Source organism: uncultured Selenomonas sp. (assembly GCA_905372355.1).
Classification (GTDB): Bacteria; Bacillota; Negativicutes; order Selenomonadales; family Selenomonadaceae; genus Selenomonas.
The window spans coordinates 1-19405 of the sequence record CAJPOT010000016.1; the positions used below are offsets into that span (position 1 = coordinate 1).

At 58.1% G+C, this 19405-nt stretch carries 24 protein-coding genes; 10 read left to right on the forward strand and 14 right to left on the reverse strand.

Annotated elements, in window-relative coordinates; translation table 11 throughout:
- Positions 1 to 128: 128 nt before the first annotated feature.
- The 8 genes from QZ177_RS08710 to QZ177_RS08745 all read right to left on the reverse strand — a co-directional run bounded on the left by QZ177_RS08710 (position 129) and on the right by QZ177_RS08745 (position 6375).
- Positions 129 to 374, reverse strand: a complete 246-nt coding sequence (locus tag QZ177_RS08710; RefSeq protein ID WP_006191257.1) for an acyl carrier protein — start codon at positions 372 to 374, stop codon at positions 129 to 131.
- Positions 375 to 446: 72 nt separating this feature from the next.
- The gene (gene fabG, locus QZ177_RS08715) at positions 447 to 1190 is read right to left on the reverse strand and encodes a 3-oxoacyl-[acyl-carrier-protein] reductase (protein WP_009644971.1); all 744 of its coding nucleotides are present in this window, start codon (positions 1188 to 1190) and stop codon (positions 447 to 449) included.
- A 1-nt stretch (position 1191) separates the two neighbouring features.
- Positions 1192 to 2136, reverse strand: a complete 945-nt coding sequence (fabD, locus tag QZ177_RS08720; RefSeq protein WP_294176979.1) for an ACP S-malonyltransferase — start codon at positions 2134 to 2136, stop codon at positions 1192 to 1194.
- Positions 2137 to 2261: 125 nt separating this feature from the next.
- On the reverse strand, positions 2262 to 3209 hold the full coding sequence (fabK, locus tag QZ177_RS08725; protein ID WP_294176915.1) for an enoyl-[acyl-carrier-protein] reductase FabK: 948 nt from the start codon (positions 3207 to 3209) through the stop codon (positions 2262 to 2264).
- A gap of 24 nt (positions 3210 to 3233) precedes the next feature.
- The gene (gene plsX, locus QZ177_RS08730; protein ID WP_265070160.1) at positions 3234 to 4304 is read right to left on the reverse strand and encodes a phosphate acyltransferase PlsX; all 1071 of its coding nucleotides are present in this window, start codon (positions 4302 to 4304) and stop codon (positions 3234 to 3236) included.
- A 132-nt stretch (positions 4305 to 4436) separates the two neighbouring features.
- A complete protein-coding gene (gene rpmF, locus QZ177_RS08735; protein WP_009644988.1) occupies positions 4437 to 4616 on the reverse strand; it encodes a 50S ribosomal protein L32 in 180 nt (59 codons plus the stop codon).
- Positions 4617 to 4643: 27 nt separating this feature from the next.
- Entirely contained in the window at positions 4644 to 5144 is a 501-nt protein-coding gene (locus QZ177_RS08740; RefSeq protein WP_294176919.1) for a DUF177 domain-containing protein, read from the reverse strand.
- A gap of 97 nt (positions 5145 to 5241) precedes the next feature.
- Positions 5242 to 6375, reverse strand: a complete 1134-nt coding sequence (locus tag QZ177_RS08745) for an HD domain-containing phosphohydrolase (protein ID WP_294176921.1) — start codon at positions 6373 to 6375, stop codon at positions 5242 to 5244.
- 218 nt (positions 6376 to 6593) lie between these two features.
- On the opposite strand from QZ177_RS08745, the gene QZ177_RS08750 reads away from it, so the two are divergent.
- The 6 genes from QZ177_RS08750 (at position 6594) to QZ177_RS08775 (ending at position 12127) form a co-directional block, all read left to right on the forward strand.
- Positions 6594 to 7595: an HlyD family efflux transporter periplasmic adaptor subunit gene (locus tag QZ177_RS08750; RefSeq protein ID WP_294176923.1), complete on the forward strand. Its 1002-nt coding sequence runs from the start codon at positions 6594 to 6596 to the stop codon at positions 7593 to 7595.
- Positions 7592 to 9124, forward strand: a complete 1533-nt coding sequence (locus tag QZ177_RS08755; RefSeq protein WP_294176925.1) for an ATP-binding cassette domain-containing protein — start codon at positions 7592 to 7594, stop codon at positions 9122 to 9124. The genes QZ177_RS08750 and QZ177_RS08755 overlap by 4 nt, the downstream gene beginning before the upstream one ends.
- Entirely contained in the window at positions 9121 to 10242 is a 1122-nt protein-coding gene (locus tag QZ177_RS08760; RefSeq protein WP_294176927.1) for an ABC transporter permease, read from the forward strand. The genes QZ177_RS08755 and QZ177_RS08760 overlap by 4 nt, the downstream gene beginning before the upstream one ends.
- Complete coding sequence (locus tag QZ177_RS08765) at positions 10239 to 11360, forward strand: ABC transporter permease (protein ID WP_294176929.1); 1122 nt, start codon at positions 10239 to 10241, stop codon at positions 11358 to 11360. The genes QZ177_RS08760 and QZ177_RS08765 overlap by 4 nt, the downstream gene beginning before the upstream one ends.
- Positions 11361 to 11735: 375 nt before the next feature.
- Complete coding sequence (locus tag QZ177_RS08770; protein ID WP_232208142.1) at positions 11736 to 11957, forward strand: hypothetical protein; 222 nt, start codon at positions 11736 to 11738, stop codon at positions 11955 to 11957.
- Complete coding sequence (locus tag QZ177_RS08775; protein WP_009644913.1) at positions 11954 to 12127, forward strand: hypothetical protein; 174 nt, start codon at positions 11954 to 11956, stop codon at positions 12125 to 12127. Before QZ177_RS08770 ends, QZ177_RS08775 begins: the two co-directional genes overlap by 4 nt.
- A 168-nt stretch (positions 12128 to 12295) precedes the next feature.
- Here the strand turns inward: QZ177_RS08775 and QZ177_RS08780 are convergent, their stop codons facing one another.
- Positions 12296 to 12814: a flavodoxin gene (locus QZ177_RS08780; RefSeq protein ID WP_294176933.1), complete on the reverse strand. Its 519-nt coding sequence runs from the start codon at positions 12812 to 12814 to the stop codon at positions 12296 to 12298.
- Positions 12815 to 12920: 106 nt separating this feature from the next.
- Positions 12921 to 13457, reverse strand: coding sequence for a TetR/AcrR family transcriptional regulator (locus QZ177_RS08785; protein ID WP_294176934.1), 537 nt, complete (start codon positions 13455 to 13457; stop codon positions 12921 to 12923).
- Between the two features lie 229 nt (positions 13458 to 13686).
- On the opposite strand from QZ177_RS08785, the gene QZ177_RS08790 reads away from it, so the two are divergent.
- The 4 genes from QZ177_RS08790 to QZ177_RS08805 are packed head-to-tail and all read left to right on the forward strand — an operon-like array spanning position 13687 to position 16312.
- Positions 13687 to 14082 carry a hypothetical protein gene (locus QZ177_RS08790; RefSeq protein WP_294176935.1) on the forward strand — a complete coding sequence of 132 codons (396 nt, stop codon included), beginning with the start codon at positions 13687 to 13689 and terminating at the stop codon, positions 14080 to 14082.
- A gap of 46 nt (positions 14083 to 14128) precedes the next feature.
- Positions 14129 to 14737 carry a nitroreductase family protein gene (locus QZ177_RS08795; protein ID WP_294176937.1) on the forward strand — a complete coding sequence of 203 codons (609 nt, stop codon included), beginning with the start codon at positions 14129 to 14131 and terminating at the stop codon, positions 14735 to 14737.
- 48 nt (positions 14738 to 14785) lie between these two features.
- On the forward strand, positions 14786 to 15643 hold the full coding sequence (gene hchA / locus QZ177_RS08800; protein ID WP_294176938.1) for a glyoxalase III HchA: 858 nt from the start codon (positions 14786 to 14788) through the stop codon (positions 15641 to 15643).
- 27 nt (positions 15644 to 15670) lie between these two features.
- The gene (locus QZ177_RS08805; RefSeq protein WP_294176939.1) at positions 15671 to 16312 is read left to right on the forward strand and encodes an NAD(P)H-binding protein; all 642 of its coding nucleotides are present in this window, start codon (positions 15671 to 15673) and stop codon (positions 16310 to 16312) included.
- Between the two features lie 86 nt (positions 16313 to 16398).
- On the opposite strand, the gene QZ177_RS08810 is transcribed toward QZ177_RS08805, so the two are convergent.
- From QZ177_RS08810 to hslV, 4 genes are read right to left on the reverse strand one after another with little or no spacing between them, the layout of a single operon-like run.
- On the reverse strand, positions 16399 to 16824 hold the full coding sequence (locus tag QZ177_RS08810; protein WP_294176941.1) for a hypothetical protein: 426 nt from the start codon (positions 16822 to 16824) through the stop codon (positions 16399 to 16401).
- Positions 16825 to 16867: 43 nt separating this feature from the next.
- Positions 16868 to 17419, reverse strand: coding sequence for a hypothetical protein (locus QZ177_RS08815; RefSeq protein WP_294176943.1), 552 nt, complete (start codon positions 17417 to 17419; stop codon positions 16868 to 16870).
- A gap of 19 nt (positions 17420 to 17438) precedes the next feature.
- On the reverse strand, positions 17439 to 18839 hold the full coding sequence (gene hslU, locus QZ177_RS08820) for an ATP-dependent protease ATPase subunit HslU (protein WP_294176945.1): 1401 nt from the start codon (positions 18837 to 18839) through the stop codon (positions 17439 to 17441).
- A gap of 19 nt (positions 18840 to 18858) precedes the next feature.
- Positions 18859 to 19401 (reverse strand): ATP-dependent protease subunit HslV, encoded by a 543-nt coding sequence (hslV, locus tag QZ177_RS08825; RefSeq protein ID WP_006191230.1) that lies wholly within the window; start codon positions 19399 to 19401, stop codon positions 18859 to 18861.
- Between the last annotated feature and the right edge of the window lie 4 nt (positions 19402 to 19405).

Below are 19405 nucleotides of genomic sequence, written 5' to 3' on the forward strand. Positions count from 1 at the left end.
TCTCCTCGATAGATACAGCGCATCTGTGCAAATCTGGGCGACCTCATTTTATCATCGCTTCCTTGAGAAAATCCCGTGAAGAAACTTCACGGGATTTTCTTCAAGAAAGGCAAGACGAGCACAGGGATTTACTTGCCCTCGTCTTCTTTGTGCTGGTCAATGTAAGTTACGACATCCTGAACGGTCTTGATCTTTTCCGCTGCCTCGTCCGGAATCTCGATCCCGAACTCCTCCTCGAATGCCATGATGAGCTCAACGATGTCAAGGGAATCTGCTCCCAGATCGTCAATAAAAGTAGAATCGATGGAAACCTCATCCGCCTCAACGCCGAGCTGCTCCACAACGATATCTTTCACTTTATCAAAAGTCGCCACTACAATTCACCTCCCTCCGTTGCCTCTTCTCGGGATTCACTGCCTTTTTCAATGTTTCCCTCTATATTTATATCACATGACCATGCCGCCGTCTACATTGACGACCTGTCCCGTGATATAGGACGCTTGATCCGATGCGAGGAAAAGGACGGCACTCGCCACATCCTCCGGCTCTCCCATTCTGCCGAGCGGGATGTCCGTGAGCATCTTCTCCTTGACGGATTCCGGCAATCCCGCCGTCATATCCGTACCGATGAAGCCCGGCGCGACGACGTTGACCGTGATGCCGCGCGACGCGAGTTCCTTCGCCGCCGACTTCGAGAAGCCGATGACACCAGCCTTTGCTGCCGCATAGTTCGTCTGTCCGGCGTTGCCCACGAGGCCGACGACGGACGCCATGTTGACGATGCGGCCCGAACGCTTCTTCATCATGAGCTTTGAGATCGCCTTCGTGCAGTAGAACACACCCTTGAGATTCGTATCCAGAACCTTCGCGAAGTCCTCATCCTTCATGCGCATGAGCAAGGTGTCGCGCGTGATACCAGCATTGTTCACAAGGATGTCGATCGTGCCGAATTCCTTGACCACATTGGCGACCATCGCCTCGACAGCCGCGCTGTCTGCAATATCCGCCTGGCAAAGGATCGCCGTGCCGCCCGCCGCCTCGATTGCAGCCTTGACTTCCTCGGCGGCCTTGACATTACCCGCATAGTTGATGGCAACGCGTGCGCCCTCAGCCGCGAGGCAGAGGGCGATAGCGCGTCCGATGCCGCGCGACGCGCCCGTCACGAGCGCCGTCTTGCCGTCTAAAAGCATATTAGCGAACCTCCCTGAAATAGTCAAGCGTTTTTTGCAAAGTTTCCAGATTTTCGACGTTCATGCTCGTGAGTTTGCGGTCGATGCGCTTGTTGAAGCCACAAAGCGTCTTGCCGGGACCCGCCTCGACAAAGGTGTCCGCGCCGAATTCCTTCATCTTCAAGACGCAGTCCTCCCACTTCACGGGACTTGCTGCCTGCTTGACGAGACTCTCCTTGATGTCTGCTGCCTTCGTGAGGATCTCAGCCGAGACATTGGCGACAACGGGGATCTTCGCATCGCGGATCTCGACCTTGTCAAGTTCTGCAGCGAGTTTTTCTGCTGCCGGCTGCATCAAGGTGCTGTGGAACGGCGCGCTGACGGGCAGGATCACGCTCTTCTTCGCGCCCGCCTCGCCCAAGAGAGCCGCCGCCTTCTCGACGCCCGCCATCGTTCCCGCGATGACGATCTGCCCGGGGCAGTTGAAGTTGACCGCCTGCACGGCGCCGACGTCCGCCGAGACCTTCTCGCAGACCTCGACGATCTTTTCGCGCTCAAGCCCCATGACGGCTGCCATGCCGCCCTCGCCGACCGGGACGGCTTCCTGCATGAAGGAGCCGCGCTTATGGACGAGGAGTACGGCATCGGAGAAGTCGAGCACGTCGGCTGCGACGAGCGCCGAGTATTCGCCAAGGCTGTGTCCGCCCGTGATCTCGGGCTGGATTCCATGCTCCTTGAGGATCTCGTTCGCGATCACGCTGACGGTGAGGATCGCCGGCTGCGTGTTCGCCGTCAGGCGCAGATCCCCTTCCGGGCCATTGAAGCACATCTCCATGATGGAATAGCCGAGCGCCTCGTCCGCCTCGCGAAACAATTTCTTCGCTACATCATACTTCTCGTAGAAATCCTTGCCCATGCCGACCTGCTGGGCGCCCTGCCCCGGGAATACGAATGCGAGCTTGTTCATCGAACCGACCTCTCTTTCCTTTAGGAATGGCTGATACATTCAGCCAGCCACCTTCACGCATCTGCGCAAATCTGGGCGGCTTCATTTTATCAGCGCTTCCTTAGCTGAACACCTCTTCTTTGCCTTTATTTGCAATGCGCCTCGGCGCTTTTGACGGCACCGGGCAACCCCTCCACGATGTTATGGATGATGTCTGCGACGGGCAAAATATCATTGAGCATGCCCGAAATCTGTCCGATCATCACGGAGCCGTTCTCGACGTCGCCCTTGTGCGTCGCGAGGTTGAGCTTGCCTACACCGAGCTTGTCGAGCTCTTCCGTCGAAGCGCCTCTTCGTTCCATCTCTTCGAACTCGCGCGTGAGCTTATTCGCAAGGACGCGCACGGGATGCCCCGTCGAGCGCCCCGTGACGACCGTCGAGCGATCGCGCGCCTTCAGGACGAACTTCTTGTAGTTTTCGTGCGCGATACACTCCTTCGACAGTACGAAGCGCGTGCCCATCTGCACGCCCCATGCGCCGAGGGCGAACGCCGCCGCCATGCCGCGCGAATCACCGATGCCGCCCGCCGCGATGACAGGAACATCGACGGCGTCGACGACCTGCGGCACGAGCGCCATCGTCGTGATCTCGCCGACGTGCCCGCCCGACTCCGTCCCCTCAGCAATGAGCGCGTCAACCCCCGTCCTGACGAGGCGTTTGGCAAGCGCGACGGAAGCGACGACGGGGATGACCTTGCTGCCGATCTCCTTGAGCGCCGGGATGTACGCGCCGGGGTTGCCCGCTCCCGTCGTCACGACGGGCACGCGTTCATCGACGACGACCTGCATGACCTCCTTGACGAAGGGCGACATGAGCATGATGTTGACGCCGAACGGCTTCTCGGTCCAGCCCTTGCACTTTTGAATTTCCGCGCGCAGGACGTCGGGCGGCATGTGTCCGGCGCCGATGATGCCAAGCCCCCCGGCGTTCGAGACGGCAGAAGCAAGCTCCGCCGTGCCGATCCAAGCCATGCCTCCCTGGAAGATTGGATACTTTATCCGCAGCATCTGACAAATACGATTTTCTTCAAACATCCCTGATCCTCCTATACACCCATCTCACGACCGGACGGCTTCTGCGGCCGGCCCTTCCCCGTTCGCCGCAGGACACTTCCCACCGTCGTCCAAAGCCTCTTCACGTGCCAGATTCTCCTTGATATGAGCGAGGACGTCGCTCTCCACGTAGTCCTTGGCGACACGTATGGCGCTTGCGATGGACTTCGCGTTGGACGAGCCATGCGCGATGAGGCAGCAGCCGCGCACGCCAAGAAGCGGCGCACCGCCGTATTCCGACACGTCGATCGTCTTGCCGAGCTTCTTCAGCGCCGGCAGCAATAGGAACGCGCCGAGCCTCGCGAGAATCCCGCCGTTCTTCACGGCATCCTTCGCGAGACGCACGAGCGTCTTCGCCAACCCCTCCGCAAATTTTAGCACAACATTACCGACAAATCCATCACAAACGACGACATCGAAATTCCCCTTGGGAATGTCGCGCCCTTCCGCGTTGCCGCAGAAGTTCACCGTCGTCATGGACTTCAATAGCGGGTACGTTGCCTGCGCCTGCTCATTTCCCTTCGTCTCTTCCTCGCCGATGTTCAAAAGACCGACGCGCGGCTTCGCTATGCCGAAGACATGCTCGGCGTAAAGCGCGCCCATGATGGCGCCCTGCACGAGATGCTTGGGCTTGCTGTCGACGTTCGCTCCCGAATCGAGGAGGAGCGTCACGCCCTTTGGCGTCGGCATCGGCGTCGCGATTGTCGGGCGATCCGCGCCAGCAATGCGTCCGAGAATAAACTGCGCTGCCGCCACTGCGCCGCCTGTCGAGCCAGCGGAGAGCACGGCGTCACAGGCACCTTCCTTGACGAGCCGCGTCGCGACGACGACGGAGGAGTCCTTCTTTTTGCGCACGGCAGTGACGGGATGTTCCCCCATCTCTATGACCTCGCTCGCGTGCAGCACAGAAATGCCCAAGTTCTGCCAGCCTTCCTCTTTGGCAAGGACTCGCATGATCTTCTTCTCATCCCCGACAAGAACGATCTCGCAGCCATATTCCTTCGCAGCCCGAACTGCACCGAAGACAATTTGCTCCGGCGCATAATCCCCGCCCATGGCATCCACTGCAATCTTCACGAACGATCTTTCCTCCCCAGACACATGCCTCATTCTAGTATCTTCGCTGTATTTGCGATAATTCCTTTTAAGAATATAAAATAAAAGAATGAGCAGGACATAATCACTTACATCCTGCTCACCCCAAATTTCTTACTCGTCCGCAGCAACGACTTCTCTGCCATCGTAGTAACCGCACTCGGGGCAAACACGATGGGGCATCTTCGGCTCATGACATTGCGGGCACGAAACGAAGCCGGGAGCTGTGAGCTTCCAATTCGCACGGCGCGAATCGCGGCGGGCTTTCGACATCTTACGCTTAGGTACTGCCATTCGGGAAACACCTCCTTACTGTGTGCATCAAATCTTCTGCTTCTTCAAAAGCTGCTCCAAAGCCGCAAGCCTCGGATCAGGCACAGCACGGTCACAGCCGCACTCACCCTCATTGAGGTTTGCACCACATTTTGGGCAAAGCCCGAGACAATCCGGCCGACAAACATTGTGAATCGGCTGAGCAGCAAGAAGCGTATCCCGAATCAGCGGCGAAATGTCCATCTTGTCGTCAACGATAGAAAGACCGCTTTCGTCGTCCGTTCGTCGGACTTCTTCATCAAACGCATAACTCTCCTCAGCGGAGAAATGCTCAAGGCATCGATCGCAGACGGCGTTTCTTTTGCAGCGCACACAGCCCGTGAGCCGGTAGGCCTCGCCCGTGCAGAGAATTTCGCCCGTGATCTCGACAGGCCCTTCTATGCGGCAATCCTCCGGCTCGGCGTCAAGCGCTTCTGCCGTCGTGACAAACGAAAAAGAAACGCCCCTGCCCATCGCGGCGTTTGCATCAGCAATACAAACCATCATCATTCTGCATCGACCTCAAGGTATTATAGCAAGGCGTATTTTATTTGTCAAGAAAATGCCGGGAGACCTTCCGCTTTCCACTCCTGCGGATACCTGCCGCTCATTCTTCCTCAATCTCGCGACTCGTCAGCAGATACTCGACCTTGACATCTGTGCGCAGGTTGAGATCCATAAACTCGCCATCCATCGTCTGCACGACGGGAAGTGCCGCGAGGCGTGACTCGTCGATGTAAATGATCTTGCCCGCTTCGCCATTCGAAAGCTTGACCCAATTTCCGTTCAAGGAATGGCAGACGCGGCGAATGAAACGGAAACCGAATTCCGTGTCGAGCTGCCCATTCATGATGTCGTCCGACAAAATGTTAAACACTTCGAAAGGCGAGCGTTTCTTCGCGTAGGAGCGGTCCGACGCCATCGCATCGTACATGTCCATGATGGCGAGGACGCGTGCGAATTTGCCGATCTCTTCCTTGACGAGACCTCTCGGATAGCCCGAACCATCACCTCTCTCATGATATTGCAGCACAGCCTCGGCGATCTCCTTGTCCTCGCCCAAGCCTCCCGCCATGATCAGCTCATGTCCGAACTTCGGATGTTCCTGCATGATCTTGCGCTCATCAGGCGTCAAGACGCCCTCCTTGTCGAGCATCGCCTGCTCGATGCGCAAATTGCCAATAAGGATGAGAGAGCCCGCCGTAATGAGGCGCAGCTGATCTTTCTGCGGCATCTTGAGCCACTTGCCCATAAGCCCTGCCAAAATAGCCACATGGAGGCTATGATGGATGGTGTACTCACCTTTCGCCGTCATGTTGTGGATGTGCGCGACAGCTTTCGCACCCGAACAAAGCGGCAGGATGTTCTGTGCCAGAGTTTCTGCTGAATCTTTGTCGACAGAGCCGTGCGCCTTCGTGACTTCAAAGAGGGATTTCAGCTCGATGAAGCAATCGTCATAGTCCTTGACGTACCCTTCGTCGAGAATCGGCTCCTTCAGCGGAATGATTTTCGCGGCTGCCCCCTGCACTCCCTGCGGCTTCTGAGGCATGGGAGATGGACCTTCTTCCCCGCCTTCTTCCCGAATTTCCACGGAGACAATGTTCCTCTCAGACAAGGAGTCAATCATCTGCTGATTGAGCACCGTACCCTCTCCCAAGAGGACAGACATATCTTCCTTATAGACTGCCTGTCCGACGACCATGCCTTCCTTGAGCTGGTCTACTGCATACTTCTTCAGCATTCCGCCTGCACTCCTTCGCTTGAAAACCAATTCTTACATCCCTAGGTTCACAGTCCCAATTATAACATAAAAATTTTTCTAATGCTACAAATCCTTCATAGATTATGAAAAAATTCCGTGTGCGAGCTTCCTTAATATGATTCATTTGCAGTCACCTATGCAATCTGCTATGATGAGGACATACGCATAGATCCTGCAAGCAAAGGAGGCAATTCTCCATGAAGACGCGAATAAAACTCCTACTCTTCTCTCTCGTGCTGCTCGCAGCGGGGAGCGGCGCGTACCTCTATCATGCGCACGAATACGCCATGCAGCACGAACGTGCAGCGCACCTCAGGCTATCGGGCAACGTCGACATCCGCGAGGTCACTCTCGCCTTCCGTCCGAGCGAACGTCTCTCTGAAATCCTCGTGGACGAAGGCGATTCTGTCGAGGAGGGCCAGCTTCTCGCACGGCTCGACTCGGCGGAACTTGCACTGAACCTGCAAAAAGCAAAGGCGCAGACCAAGGCGCAGGAGGCCGTCTTGGAGAAGCTGAAAAACGGCACGCGCAGTGAAGAGATCCTCCAGGCGCAGGAAAACGTGCGCGCCGCAGCGGCCGCTTCCGCCAACGCCAGGGGCATCTACGCACGCATGTTGGAAATCTACGAGACGAGCGAGGGCATCAGCCTGCAGGAGCTTGACAACGCGCGCGCCGCAGCCGATTCCGCCGAAGCGAAGACGAGAGCCGCCGAAGCTGCACTCGAAGAAGCGCGTACAGGCGCACGAGGCGAGGACATCCAACAGGCGGAAGCGACGCTTGACGCACTCCGCGCAGAAGAGGAGCGCCTCGCCCACCTGCTCACGCAGTACGAGCTTCGTGCGCCGTCGGCGGGCGTCATCCGCTCGCGCCTCCTCGAAGTCGGCGACATGGCTTCGCCCGCCATGCCTGTCTTCAAGCTCTCCCTCATCGAGCGCAAGCAGGTGCGCGTCTATGTATCGGAAACCGATCTCAGCCGCATCCACGAAGGACAGAAGGCGCTCATCACGACGACGAGCGAAGCCGACAATCCGCTCACCGGGACGGTCGGCTTCATTGCATCAACAGCGGAGTTCACGCCCAAGACGGTCGAGACCGAGGATCTTCGGACATCCCTCGTCTACGAAGTGCGCATCTCGGTCGACGATCCCGACAACCGCCTGCGCCTCGGCATGCCCGTGAATGCGCGGATAGACCTATGAGGAGCAAAAGCACGCCCGCAGTAGAGGCCACGGCACTCGTCAAGACCTTCACGCCGAAGAACGCCCGCACCGTCACAGCACTCAGAGGTCTTGACTTCTCGGTGTCCGCAGGCGAGCTCACGGCGCTCGTCGGCCCGGACGGCGCGGGCAAGACGACACTGCTGCGGCTCATCGCGGGGCTGCTCGACAAGACGGCGGGCGATCTCCTCGTCCTCGGACACGATGTCACGAAAGAGCCGCAGAAGGTGCAGAGCCGCCTCAGCTACATGCCGCAGAAGTTCGGTCTCTACGAAGATCTGACCGTCGAGGAAAACATGCAGCTCTACGCCGATCTGCACGGCATAGAGCAAGAAGAGCGGCACAAGCGCTTCCCGCGCCTCCTGCACATGACGGGACTCACTCCGTTCACCGGTCGGCTCGCGGGCAATCTTTCGGGCGGCATGAAGCAGAAGCTCGGACTCCTCTGCACCCTCGTGCGCTCGCCCGACCTCCTGCTGCTCGACGAGCCGACCGCCGGCGTCGACCCCCTGTCGAGGCGCGAACTGTGGGAAATCCTCCAAGAGCAGGCGAGAGAAGCCGGCCTTTCCGTTCTCTGCGCGACCGCCTACATGTCGGAGGCGGCTCTTTGTCAGAAGGTCATCCTCCTTGATCGCGGGCGCATCCTCGCCGTCGGGACTCCCGACGAGGTGCGCCGCCCCCTGCACAGCATATTCGGCACATCGCCTACAAGCGCGGCACAGGCGCAGTTGGAAGACGCCGCTTCGGGAGAAAAGCGCTCCGCCATCATCGAGGTGCGCGACCTCGTAAAAAAATTCGGCGACTTCACGGCCGTTAACAACACCTCGTTCCAAGTGTATAAAGGAGAAGTCTTCGGTCTCCTCGGACCGAACGGCGCAGGCAAGACCACGACCTTCCGCATGCTTTGCGGCCTCTTGCCCGCGACATCGGGCAAACTGCGCGTGGCGGGCGTCGACCTCGCGCGCGCACGCACGGAAGCTCGCGCACAGATCGGCTACGTCGCGCAGAAGTTCTCCCTCTATCAGAACCTCACGGCACTCGAAAACCTGCGCTTCTTCGGCGGCATCTACGGGCTTCGTCCCAAGGCTCTTGCCGCACGCATCGAAGCCGTCCTCGCCGAATTCGATCTGAAAGAGCGCAAGAACGACCGCGCGGGCGATCTTCCCGGCGGCTACAAGCAGCGGCTCGCCATGGCGGCGGCGCTCCTGCACGAGCCGCCGCTCCTCTTCCTCGACGAGCCAACGAGCGGCATCGACCCGCGTGCGCGCCGCCTCTTCTGGCAGAAGATCGACGCGCTTTCAAAGAGGGGCACGACGGTCATCATCACGACGCACTTCATGGAGGAAGCCGAATATTGCACGCGCATCCTCATCCAAGATCACGGCACGATGCTCGTCCTCGGCAGCCCCGCCGAGATCCGCGCGCGCATGAAGATGCCCGCTGCCGACATGAACGATGTCTTCATCCGCATCGTGGAAGAAGCGCGCAGACGGGAGGAGGCAATAAGATGAATTTCCGTGCTTTTCTTCGGCGGCTCTTCGCCCTCACGCGCAAGGAATTTCAGCAGATGAAACGCGACCGCGGCAGCATCCTGCTCGGCGTCGTCCTGCCGCTCGCCCTCATCCTCATCATCGGCTACGGCCTGTCGCTCGACGTGAAAAACGTGCGTACCGCCGTCGCCTTGGAAGACAGCTCGCCCACGGCGCGCGCCGCCGTCCGTTTTCTCGACGGCAGCGACTATTTCGCCCCTGCCTACGTTCACTCGAAACAGGAAGCGGAAGCGATGATGCGGCGCGGCGAAGTCGACGCCGTCCTCATCATCCCCACGGATTTCAGTCGAAATCTTCCTCGCGGCACGGCCAGAATCGAGCTGCTGCTAAACGGCATCGAGGCGACGACTGCCGCCTCGGCGCAGGGCTACTTCGAGTCGGTCGTGCTGAAAAAAGCGGCAGAAAGCTCCTTGGCGAAACAAAACGTCGGGCGCGCCGAAATCGTCAGCCGCGTCTGGTTCAACGACGCCAACACGAGCACATGGTTTTTCGTTCCAGGCCTCTTGATGCTCGTCCTGACCATCGTCGGCGTTTTCCTCACCTCCGTCGTCATGGCGCGCGAATGGGAGCGCGGCACGTTCGAATCGCTCTTCGTCACGCCCGTGCAGCGCCTCGAACTCATTCTCGCCAAGATGATTCCCTACTTCCTCGTCGCCATGACGGGCATGATCCTGTGCCTTATCACCGGACACCTGCTCTACGAGCTTCCCATGCGCGGCTCCCTCATCTTGATTCTCGGCACGACGATGCTTTACCTCGTCATGGCACTCGGTCTCGGACTCGTGATTTCCGCCATGACGAAGAATCAATTTCTCGCATGCCAGATGGCGCTTCTTCTAAGTTTCCTGCCCACAATCATGCTGTCGGGCTTTCTCTACGATCTGCATACGGCACCGCTCGGCATCCGCATCATCAGCCGTTTCCTGCCCATGCCCTACTTCCTGCAGATGTTGAAGTCTCTGCTGCTCACGGGAAACTATTGGCCGCTCATCATCAAAAACACAGCCGTGCTTGCGAGCTTTGCCGCACTCTTCGTCGGCGCTGCCTTTCATCTGACGCGAAAGAAGGTGGGAGAATGAACATGCAGCGCATCCGCATCTTCTTCACACATCTCTACTACCTCGGGCACAAGGAGCTTCTGGCCATTTTGAAAGATCCGCGCATGCGCATCGCTCTGATCGTGCCCGTCTTCACCCAGGGGCTGCTCTTCGGCTATGTCGCCAACTACAATCTCGACTCCGTACCCTACGCCGTCGTCGACACTTCGAGAAGTGAAGCCTCGCAGAGCCTGCTCGCGCACTTCGACGGCTCGCCCGCATTTTCGCGCACGGCGACGCTTGCCGTCCCTGCCGAGATTGAGCCTTTGATCAACTCCGAAACCATTCTCATGGCGCTCATCATCCCCACAGACTTTGAAGCGCACATCGCACGCGGCGAGGCCGCCCCTGTCGAGGTCATCACCGACGGCCGCAATGCGCTCACATCGACGCTCGCCACAGGCTATGCAGCAGCCATCATCGCGCGCTGGAACGCAGAGAGACTGTATGCCATGCCCGCCATCACACTGACGAGCCGCACATGGTACAACGAGAACCAGATCACGCGCTGGACTTTCCTGCCGAGCATCATCGCCATGATCTCCTTCGTGCAGGTCATCATGCTCGCCGGACTCTCCATCGCCAGAGAGCGCGAACAAGGCACCTTCGATCAGCTTCTCGTCACGCCGCTCGCCCCCGTGGAGATCCTCATCGGCAAGGCGCTTCCGCCCATGCTCATCGGACTTGTGCAGAGCACGCTTCTCCTGCTCATTTCCCTCTTTTGGTTCGAGATTCCGTTTGCCGGCTCCTTCCTCACGCTCTATCTGACGCTCTTCCTCTTCATCCTCAGCTCGACGGGCATCGGGCTGTGCGTCTCCGCCGTCGCACGCAGCATGCAGCAAGTCCTCGTCTACCTCTTCGTCCTCCTGCTGCCGCTCGCCCTTCTCTCAGGGATAGCGACGCCCGTCGCCAACATGCCGCGCATCCTGCAGATCCTCACCTACATCGACCCTCTGCGCTTCGCCGTCGAGGCCGTGCGGCGCGTCTACTTGGAGGGCGCCGTCGCCGCCGACCTCATCGGCGACTACATCCCCCTGCTCCTCATCGCCGCCTTCACGCTGCCCCTCGCCATGCGACTGTTTCGGAACAAGACAATGTAAGCTGCGTACCAGCCTCCACCTACGGTCATTATGCGTACAGCTTACAGCAAGCAAAATATTGTGCACGCGGATCTTTCTCATCGTCCTCCAGCTCGATATCGCTGTACTTCCTGCGGCCGATGTACTTCTCCTGCACCTCGGTCGGCAGGGCGCGCTGCCTTGATCTGCCCTTTCTGCTTAATGTACAATGGAATGACCAAAAGCCAGCGAAGATGCTATAATATGAACAGCAAGAGGAGACATGGCAAGCGCAGGGTCGCCTGCCACAGGAAAGGAGCGTCGTCATGAAATACATATCAGGACTTCATGCGCTCAATATTCCCTGCCGTTTGGAAACTGTGCGAGACAGCACACTGGACAGACATCGACCGATTCATGGAAAAAGAGTATCGAATGAAGTGGGGTCTTTTCAGAAAGGAGCAGGAAGCGAATGGATGCCGCACAAATGCGCCATATAGGATCGATAAGGACGCATTGGCAGGACTTTATCTGAATATGTTCGAGAAGCTGGATCTTCTCTATTCGGAGGAGGAAGCAGAAACTCTTTCCGTAAAGGAAAATGTCGCAAAAAAAGAAAACGATGACCAAGAAGAATGAAGCCGCTGAGACCGGCGGGCAGAAGATTTCCTGTCGCGCTTCTGTACGACGGCCGCCCCATCGAAGGCGATACGCTCAAAGAACTGCAGGCATTGATCGAAAAGTGTCGCTGGGAGGGCGGCCTTCATCTGCAGTTCGACGCAAACATCCCGCATGACACCTGGTCATAACGCAAACGAAACACTCCCCCGCCTGCGGCAAAAGCCTGTCGGGGGAGTTTTCTCGTTTATTTTTGCTACACCGCTTACGCCTTTTCGGGCTGCAGCGCGCCGTAGTGGAAGGAAGCCGTCGCGCCGCCGTCGATGAGAAAGGTCGCGCCCGTGATGAACCGGGCGCGCTCAGGCAAGATTCCGCTTCGCCCAAGCGGCGACTGCTTCTTCCGACTGCGCGGCTTCCGCGCCCTTGACGGCAAGCCCCTCGCCGACTGTCGCGCCCTCGCAGTAGCTTTTAAGCGCCGAGGCGCTGCCGGCCAGCCCCGAGCCTTCGTGCGTCATGACGGGGAACACGCGCTTGCCATGAAAATCGAGCGCTTTTAGCTGCGTGACGACCGCCATCGGATAGGTGCCCCACCAGCAAGGTCCCGCCACGACGATGTTGTCATACGTTGCGATGGAATCGAGCATACGCACGAGCTCCGGCAAAGCGTGCGCCTTGAGCTCCTCCTTCGCCTCCCGCGTACATTCATTGTAGTCCGCCGCATACGCTTTCTTCGTCTCGATCTCGAAGATGTCGGCGTCCACCGCCTTTTGAATAAATTCGGCGACGATCTCGGTATTGCCCTTCGTCAGCTTTTCAATCCTGCCGTTGACATAATTCTCGCCCTTGCGCGAGTAGTAGATAACGAGTGTCTTTACCATTTCCAATTTCCTCCCACAGTTCCCTCGGTTTGCTTCTGCAAACCTCTGTCTTTCATTTTACTTCTTGAAGTCAACTTCAAGTCAATGCGTATGGAGTCAAACTTTCTCAGGCGAGTGTTTTGTCGAGCAGCGCGGCGAGGAAGTCCGGCTCTTCCTCGAAGCCCTGCGCGTACCAGTCCGCTTTCAGCTGATAGAGTCCGCCGATAAGGAACGATTTCATCAGATCGAACTCACGCTCGGAAAGCGCCGCGAAATGCGGGCGCAGGATGTCGAGCTTCTCGCGCATGATTTCTCCGTAGCGCGCGATGAGCCACGATTCGACGTGCCCTTCGCAAACGATGCGCAAAAAATCCGCATTCTCGCGCCAGAAGGAGAGATACGTCGCAAAGATCTCGCGGCGCGTCGGCTTCTGCAAGCTTTGCAGACGCTCGGTCACGCCGTCGGCGATCCTCTGCAGCATGGCGGCAAGGATCTCGTCCTTCGAGCGAAAATGGCGGTAGAATGTCTGACGCGACACGTCCGCCTCCTGCACGATGCGCAGGATCGTGATCTCGCCGTAGGGCGTCGTGCGCGTGAGCGCGGCGAAGGCGTCGAGAATCATCCGACGGTAGCGCAGCGCGATGGGATTGGCGGTTTCCTGCATAAATCCACTCCTTTCCTATCCTCCATTATAAGCCTTCTTTCAACATGTTACAAGAGTAACACTCCGCACAAGCCCATCTGTGACAAAGCGCCGCCTTTGTATCACTTGCTCGCATACCATTGACACATGTAACACCTTGCCGCTATAATAAAGTCAAGATGTTACATGTGTAACACGAACGAAGGAGGATTCCCATGCTGACATTGCTGACGCTCGCATTCAGTTTCTATTGGAGCTCGCGCAGGTCGAGCATGACCTGCTTGAAGCGCGCGCTGTGTACCGCACGGTCAAACGCATCTTTCTGCTGAACGGCGACTCCTTTTCGCTGGGCTTTTCGCGGCTTGAGGCCATCGGCAAGAAGATCATCGAGATCTTCCCCGAGGTCGAGACGATCGCTTCCTATGCCTCCATCGAAAGCATCGCGCGCAAGACGGACGAGGAACTGCAGGAGCTTCGCCGCCTGCGCTTCAACGGCATGAACGTCGGCCTCGAATCGGGACACGCGGAAACGCTCGCGCTCCTCGGCAAGAATTACACGCCCGAAAAAGCGGAGCGCGAACTTCTGCGTGAGGACTTCCTCGCCGCACGTCCCAAGCGCGGCATGGAAGGCCGCTACGTTTCTTAAGAACTCACGGATACATTCAACGCTTCCCATAGAAAGGAGTTTCTCTATGGATTTTCAAAGCGTTTTGGAAAAGCGCCGTAGCATACGAAAGTTCGATACGCGCCCCATCCCGAAGGAGATCGTCGAGGCGATCCTCGAAGCCGGCAGGCGCGCCCCCTCGGGCGGCAACATCCAGCCTTGGCGCTACGTCGTCGTCGAGGACGAAGCCGTGCGAAAGCGGCTCAAGGAAGCCTCGCCGCTCTCCTTCTTCGCCGAAGCGCCGCTCCTCATTCTCGCATGCTTCGACCGCGAGGCGATCAAGAAAATGCCCGAACGCTTCGCCGAGCTTACAGCGTCCAACGCCTTCGAGGACGTTACAATGGACGCGGGCAAGGTGGAAGCCCTGCGCGCTCAGCGCGCCAACGACGAAGTGGAAAAGGCGTCCTACGCCGTCTACAACACGGCGATCTCCGTAACGCACATGGATCTCACCGCCGTCGCGCACGGCCTCGGCACATGCTGGATCGGCATGTTCGACAAGGAAAAAGTGCGTGAAATCCTCGGCATCGACGCGCGCTTCGGTATCGTCTGCGCCCTGCAGATCGGCTACGCCCTGCAGTCCCCGCCGTCGCGCCCGCGCCTTTCGATGGACGACATTGTTTTGCAGCGTTTCTGATACGCTGTATTTATAAGTACCTCACAGCAGCAAGAAAGAAAGATTTCCATGACAGAATCCATCAAGACCCCCATGCCCGATACGGCGGAGTGGAACGCCTTTTTCCCCTCGCCCTACTCCCTGTCCGTCTACACCGCCGCAAAGACCGACTTCGACGGCGCAAAGTACGATTCGCGCTACGGCGGCAAGAAGAAGGTGCTTGTCATTCTTTCGGATGAGCGCTACCTTGCGATGGAAAACGGCAAGCTTTTTTCGACCGGCAACCACCCCGTCGAAACGCTTCTGCCGATGATGCACCTCGCGGCGGCGGGATTTTCGTTCGACATCGCGACGCTTTCGGGCAGGCGCGCCAAATTCGAGCAATGGGCAATGCCCTTGGGCGATGACGCCGTCATGGCCTTCTACGAAGAAGTCCTGGCGCAGATGGAAGAACCGCAGAGGCTTGAAGAAACGCTCAAAGCCATAACCGAGGCATCGGACGTTCCCTACGCTGCCGTCTTTATTCCCGGCGGTCACGGCGTGCTCAACGCCATCCCCGAAAGCCGCGAGGTGCATGACGTCCTGCACTGGGCGTTCGCCAACGAGGTGTTCATTATCAGTCTCTGCCACGGCCCCGCCTCGCTTCTCGCGGCGAACGATGCGAAGGGCTTCCCCTTCGCCGGCTACGAGCTCTGCGTCTTCCCCGACAGCCTCGACGAAGGCGCGAACATCGCCATCGGCTACATGCCGGGGCGCTTGAAGAAGCTCGTCGGCAAAAATCTCGCGGCGCTCGGCGTGAAGATCCTCAACTCCGACATCACCGGCAAGGTGCATCGCGACCGCACGCTCCTGACGGGAGACAGCCCGCTTGCCTCCAATGCCCTCGGCAAACTGGCAGCAGAAACCCTGCTTGCGGAAGTCAAGTAGATACATCGAAAGAAAGAGGCGATAGCCATGAAAGCTGTTTTGATCGGCGCGACGGGCGCGGTCGGCAAAGACTTGCTGCAGGCGCTTCTCGAGGATGCGCGCTATACGGAGGTCGTCGCCTTTGCGCGGCGCGCGCTCGGCGTACAGCACGAAAAGCTCCGGGAGCATACGATCGACTTCGACGCGCCCGCGACGTGGCAGGAGCTTGTCAAAGGCGACGTCCTCTTTTCGACGCTCGGCACCTCGCTCAAGCAGGCAGGCTCCAAGGAAGCGCAGCGCCATATCGACTACGATTACCAGCTCGCCTTTGCGAAAGCCGCCAGGGCAAACGGCGTGAAGAGCCTCGTACTGCTGTCCTCCATAGGCGCGGACAGCAAGTCGAGCATCTTCTATCTGCGCCTGAAGGGCGAGCTCGACGACGCCGTTCGGGATCTTGGCTTCGATTCGCTGAGCATCGTGCGCCCGCCGAGCCTCATACGCGCGAAAAGCAAGCGCTTTGGCGAGACCGCCTCCGTCAAGCTCCTGCAGGCCGTCAATGCCATCGGCCTCGCAAAGCGGCTCGCGCCGATGGAAACCGTCGTCGTTGCGCGCTCGATGGCCGCGTTGGGCGCGGATTCCGCGAGCGGCACAAGAATCATCGAAGGGCAGGATGTCCGCGATTTCGCGTAAAAAAGATGCCCCATAAGCCATCCATGCGGCTTATGGGGCGTCTTTGTCTTATTTGGGAGCACTATGCCCATCCAGCTATACGTTGCTCAATCACTGTTCTCATGCGCAGCTGCACGCAGATAGTCAAGTTTATTATCTCTTCGCTCTACAGATTGAAACTTCGACTGCGGCATATAGTATTCACCCGTATCCTTCTTATAGCGGAACACGACGGTATGCTGCGGCTCTACCGTCATCGCACCGTCGCTGCTGTTCCACCAAACAGCAAACGAGAGGAACGCGAAGTCTTCGTAGTCCTCTCCCTCGCTCATGATGTACGCCGAACTCACATCGGCCACCGATTTCACATGAGAGCCGCAGTCCCATACGATGAAGTTCGGATCGCCGTCGTAGCTGTAGATGCCGGGAGCTACATCGGCTTCAGGCAGATCGGCAAAAGCCGTCGATGTGCAGATCGCAAGGCAAAATGCAAAAACAACGGCAAGAACTTTCCTGCTGAGATTCAGATTCATACAAATCCCACCTTTTCTCGAAAATCTCTTATGATCCACTGACTCAAATCGCATTTAGATTCACCTCAGGATCATAAACATCCAAAATGCGAATCTGCTTGATCACCTGATGCTGATCCACCTCGATGCTTAGAATACGCTGGAACGGTTGCCCCTTTATCCCCGATGTCCCCCACAAATGAGGTGAACCATAATGATTGGAACTAATTTTTTTCAAATCACTGAACACAGCCAGTGCCTCTGTGATGTGCATACCAACATGGATACCACTCGGCATGGAAATCGCAGGATTCGTCGTCACGATATTCAAGACATACGTATGATCTGTATCAAATTTTTTCCCGAAGTAAGACATAGAATATCCTGTGCCATAGTACGCGATCTTCGTATCGCCCCACGCATTGCCTGGAACTTCTTCTTCCTTATCAGGTGCCCCATAAACATTTCTTACATCACTTTCCGCCGAGCTCGGGTATATGCCACCCAGAGCCATGTCTTCAATTTGAATGGAACGAGGTGCCGCGTCCGCTCCCATCGCATCGAACAAGACAAACATACATACCAACAATGGAAAAATAAGTTTTTTTAGTACCACCTTCAGCCTCTTCCTCTCGTCACAAAATAAACTGACTCAAATCGCGGTTGACGGCGATGTCCTTGAGCTTCTTGTCGACGTAGGCGGCGTCGACGCGGACTTCCTTTTCTTCCATCTCGGGAGCGTCGAAGGAGAGATCCTCCAAGAGCTTTTCCAAGATCGTATGCAGGCGGCGCGCGCCGATGTTCTCGGTCTGGGCGTTGACGTCGCAGGCGAGCTGCGCGAGGCGCTCGATGGCGTCGTCCGCAAAGTCGAGCGCGATGCCCTCAGTCGCGAGAAGCGCCTTGTACTGCTTCAAAAGAGCGTTCTGCGGCTCGGTCAGGATGCGCTGGAAGTCTTCCTTCTGCAGCGACTTCAGCTCGACGCGAATCGGGAAGCGTCCCTGCAGCTCCGGAATGAGATCGGACGGCTTCGCCGTGTGGAACGCGCCCGCCGCGATGAAGAGGATGTGATCGGTCTTAATGGGGCCGTACTTCGTCATGACGGTCGAGCCTTCGACAATCGGCAGGATGTCGCGCTGCACGCCTTCACGCGAAACGTCGGGGCCTGAGCCCTGCCCCTTGACGGCGACCTTGTCGATCTCGTCGAGGAAAACGATGCCGCTCTTTTCCGCTGCGCGAATGGCGGCGTCCTTGACCTCCTCCATATCGACGAGCTTCGCGGCCTCTTCCTGTTGAAAAAGCTTTCGTGCCGCCGCCACGGAGACCTTGCGCTTCTTCTGCTTCTTCGGCATGAGGTTCGCCATCATGTCCTGCAGATTGTCGCCCATGCTCTCAAGGCTTGAGCCTGCGAACATGCCGACCATCGGCTTGCCCGAGTCTTCGATCTCGATCTCGATGACTTCTTTTTCCAGCTCGCCTTTCAGCAGGCGCTTTCTGACCCACTCGCGCCCCGCCACATACTTCGGCTCTTTATTTTCCTCTGACGATTCCTTTTCCTCATCGTCAGAGCCGCCAAAAAGCTTGCCCAAGGGGTTCTGCGACTTCTTCGGCTGCGGCACGAATACATCGAGGATGCGCTCCTCGGCCAGCTCGGCTGCCCTTTCCTGCACCTTTTCCATGCGCTCCTGGCGCACCATGCGCACGGCCGTCTCGGCGAGGTCGCGCACGATGGACTCGACATCGCGTCCCACATAGCCGACTTCCGTGAACTTCGTCGCCTCGACCTTGATGAACGGCGCCTTGACGAGTCTCGCCAGACGACGCGCGATCTCGGTCTTGCCGACGCCCGTCGAGCCGATCATCAGGATGTTTTTCGGTATGACATCGTCCTGCATGGCGACGTCAAGCTGTCGGCTGCGCCAGCGGTTTCTGAGCGCGATGGCGACGGCTCGCTTCGCTTCCTTCTGCCCGACGATGTAGCGGTCAAGTTCCTCGACGATCTGGCGCGGCGTCTGCTCGTTCAGCATGCTCTCTTCCATTTCGACCTTTTCCTGCAAGTCAATCCAGCTCCTCTACCTTGATGTTGTGATTCGTAAAGACGCATATATCGGCGGCGAGCGTCAAGGCTTCCTTGGCGATTTCCGCCGCTTCCATCTCCGTGTGCTTGACGAGGGCGCGCGCTGCCGCGAGCGCGTAGAAGCCGCCCGAGCCGATCGCCGCAACGTCGCCGTCCGGCTCAATGACCTCGCCGCCGCCCGAAATCATCAAAAGAGTCTCGGCATCGGCGACGAGAAGCAGCGCTTCGAGCTTTCGGAGCACGCGATCCGTGCGCCACTCCTTGGCAAGCTCGACCGAAGCGCGCATCAGATTGCCGTTGAATTCCTCCAGTTTCGCCTCGAACTTCTCGAAGAGCGTGAAGGCGTCGGCAACCGAGCCGGCGAAGCCCGCGACGACCTTGCCGTGGTAAAGGCGGCGCACCTTGCGCGCCGTCGATTTCATGATGGCGCTCTGTCCGAACGTGACCTGACCGTCGCCCGCGATCGCCGTCTTTCCCTTCTGACGCACGGCGACGATAGTCGTCGCGTGAAATGTCTGTTCCATAGCT

Coding starts and splice junctions, on each gene's coding strand:
- fabG (WP_009644971.1), bottom strand. CDS start 1,190: ATGCTTTTAGACGGCAAGACGGCGCTCGTGACGGGCGCGTCGCGCGGC.
- fabD (WP_294176979.1), bottom strand. CDS start 2,136: ATGAACAAGCTCGCATTCGTATTCCCGGGGCAGGGCGCCCAGCAGGTC.
- fabK (WP_294176915.1), bottom strand. CDS start 3,209: ATGTTTGAAGAAAATCGTATTTGTCAGATGCTGCGGATAAAGTATCCA.
- rpmF (WP_009644988.1), bottom strand. CDS start 4,616: ATGGCAGTACCTAAGCGTAAGATGTCGAAAGCCCGCCGCGATTCGCGC.
- QZ177_RS08740 (WP_294176919.1), bottom strand. CDS start 5,144: ATGATGATGGTTTGTATTGCTGATGCAAACGCCGCGATGGGCAGGGGC.
- QZ177_RS08745 (WP_294176921.1), bottom strand. CDS start 6,375: ATGCTGAAGAAGTATGCAGTAGACCAGCTCAAGGAAGGCATGGTCGTC.
- QZ177_RS08750 (WP_294176923.1), top strand. CDS start 6,594: ATGAAGACGCGAATAAAACTCCTACTCTTCTCTCTCGTGCTGCTCGCA.
- QZ177_RS08755 (WP_294176925.1), top strand. CDS start 7,592: ATGAGGAGCAAAAGCACGCCCGCAGTAGAGGCCACGGCACTCGTCAAG.
- QZ177_RS08760 (WP_294176927.1), top strand. CDS start 9,121: ATGAATTTCCGTGCTTTTCTTCGGCGGCTCTTCGCCCTCACGCGCAAG.
- QZ177_RS08765 (WP_294176929.1), top strand. CDS start 10,239: ATGAACATGCAGCGCATCCGCATCTTCTTCACACATCTCTACTACCTC.
- QZ177_RS08770 (WP_232208142.1), top strand. CDS start 11,736: ATGGAAAAAGAGTATCGAATGAAGTGGGGTCTTTTCAGAAAGGAGCAG.
- QZ177_RS08775 (WP_009644913.1), top strand. CDS start 11,954: ATGAAGCCGCTGAGACCGGCGGGCAGAAGATTTCCTGTCGCGCTTCTG.
- QZ177_RS08780 (WP_294176933.1), bottom strand. CDS start 12,814: ATGGTAAAGACACTCGTTATCTACTACTCGCGCAAGGGCGAGAATTAT.
- QZ177_RS08785 (WP_294176934.1), bottom strand. CDS start 13,457: ATGCAGGAAACCGCCAATCCCATCGCGCTGCGCTACCGTCGGATGATT.
- QZ177_RS08795 (WP_294176937.1), top strand. CDS start 14,129: ATGGATTTTCAAAGCGTTTTGGAAAAGCGCCGTAGCATACGAAAGTTC.
- hchA (WP_294176938.1), top strand. CDS start 14,786: ATGACAGAATCCATCAAGACCCCCATGCCCGATACGGCGGAGTGGAAC.
- QZ177_RS08805 (WP_294176939.1), top strand. CDS start 15,671: ATGAAAGCTGTTTTGATCGGCGCGACGGGCGCGGTCGGCAAAGACTTG.
- QZ177_RS08810 (WP_294176941.1), bottom strand. CDS start 16,824: ATGAATCTGAATCTCAGCAGGAAAGTTCTTGCCGTTGTTTTTGCATTT.
- hslU (WP_294176945.1), bottom strand. CDS start 18,839: ATGGAAGAGAGCATGCTGAACGAGCAGACGCCGCGCCAGATCGTCGAG.
- hslV (WP_006191230.1), bottom strand. CDS start 19,401: ATGGAACAGACATTTCACGCGACGACTATCGTCGCCGTGCGTCAGAAG.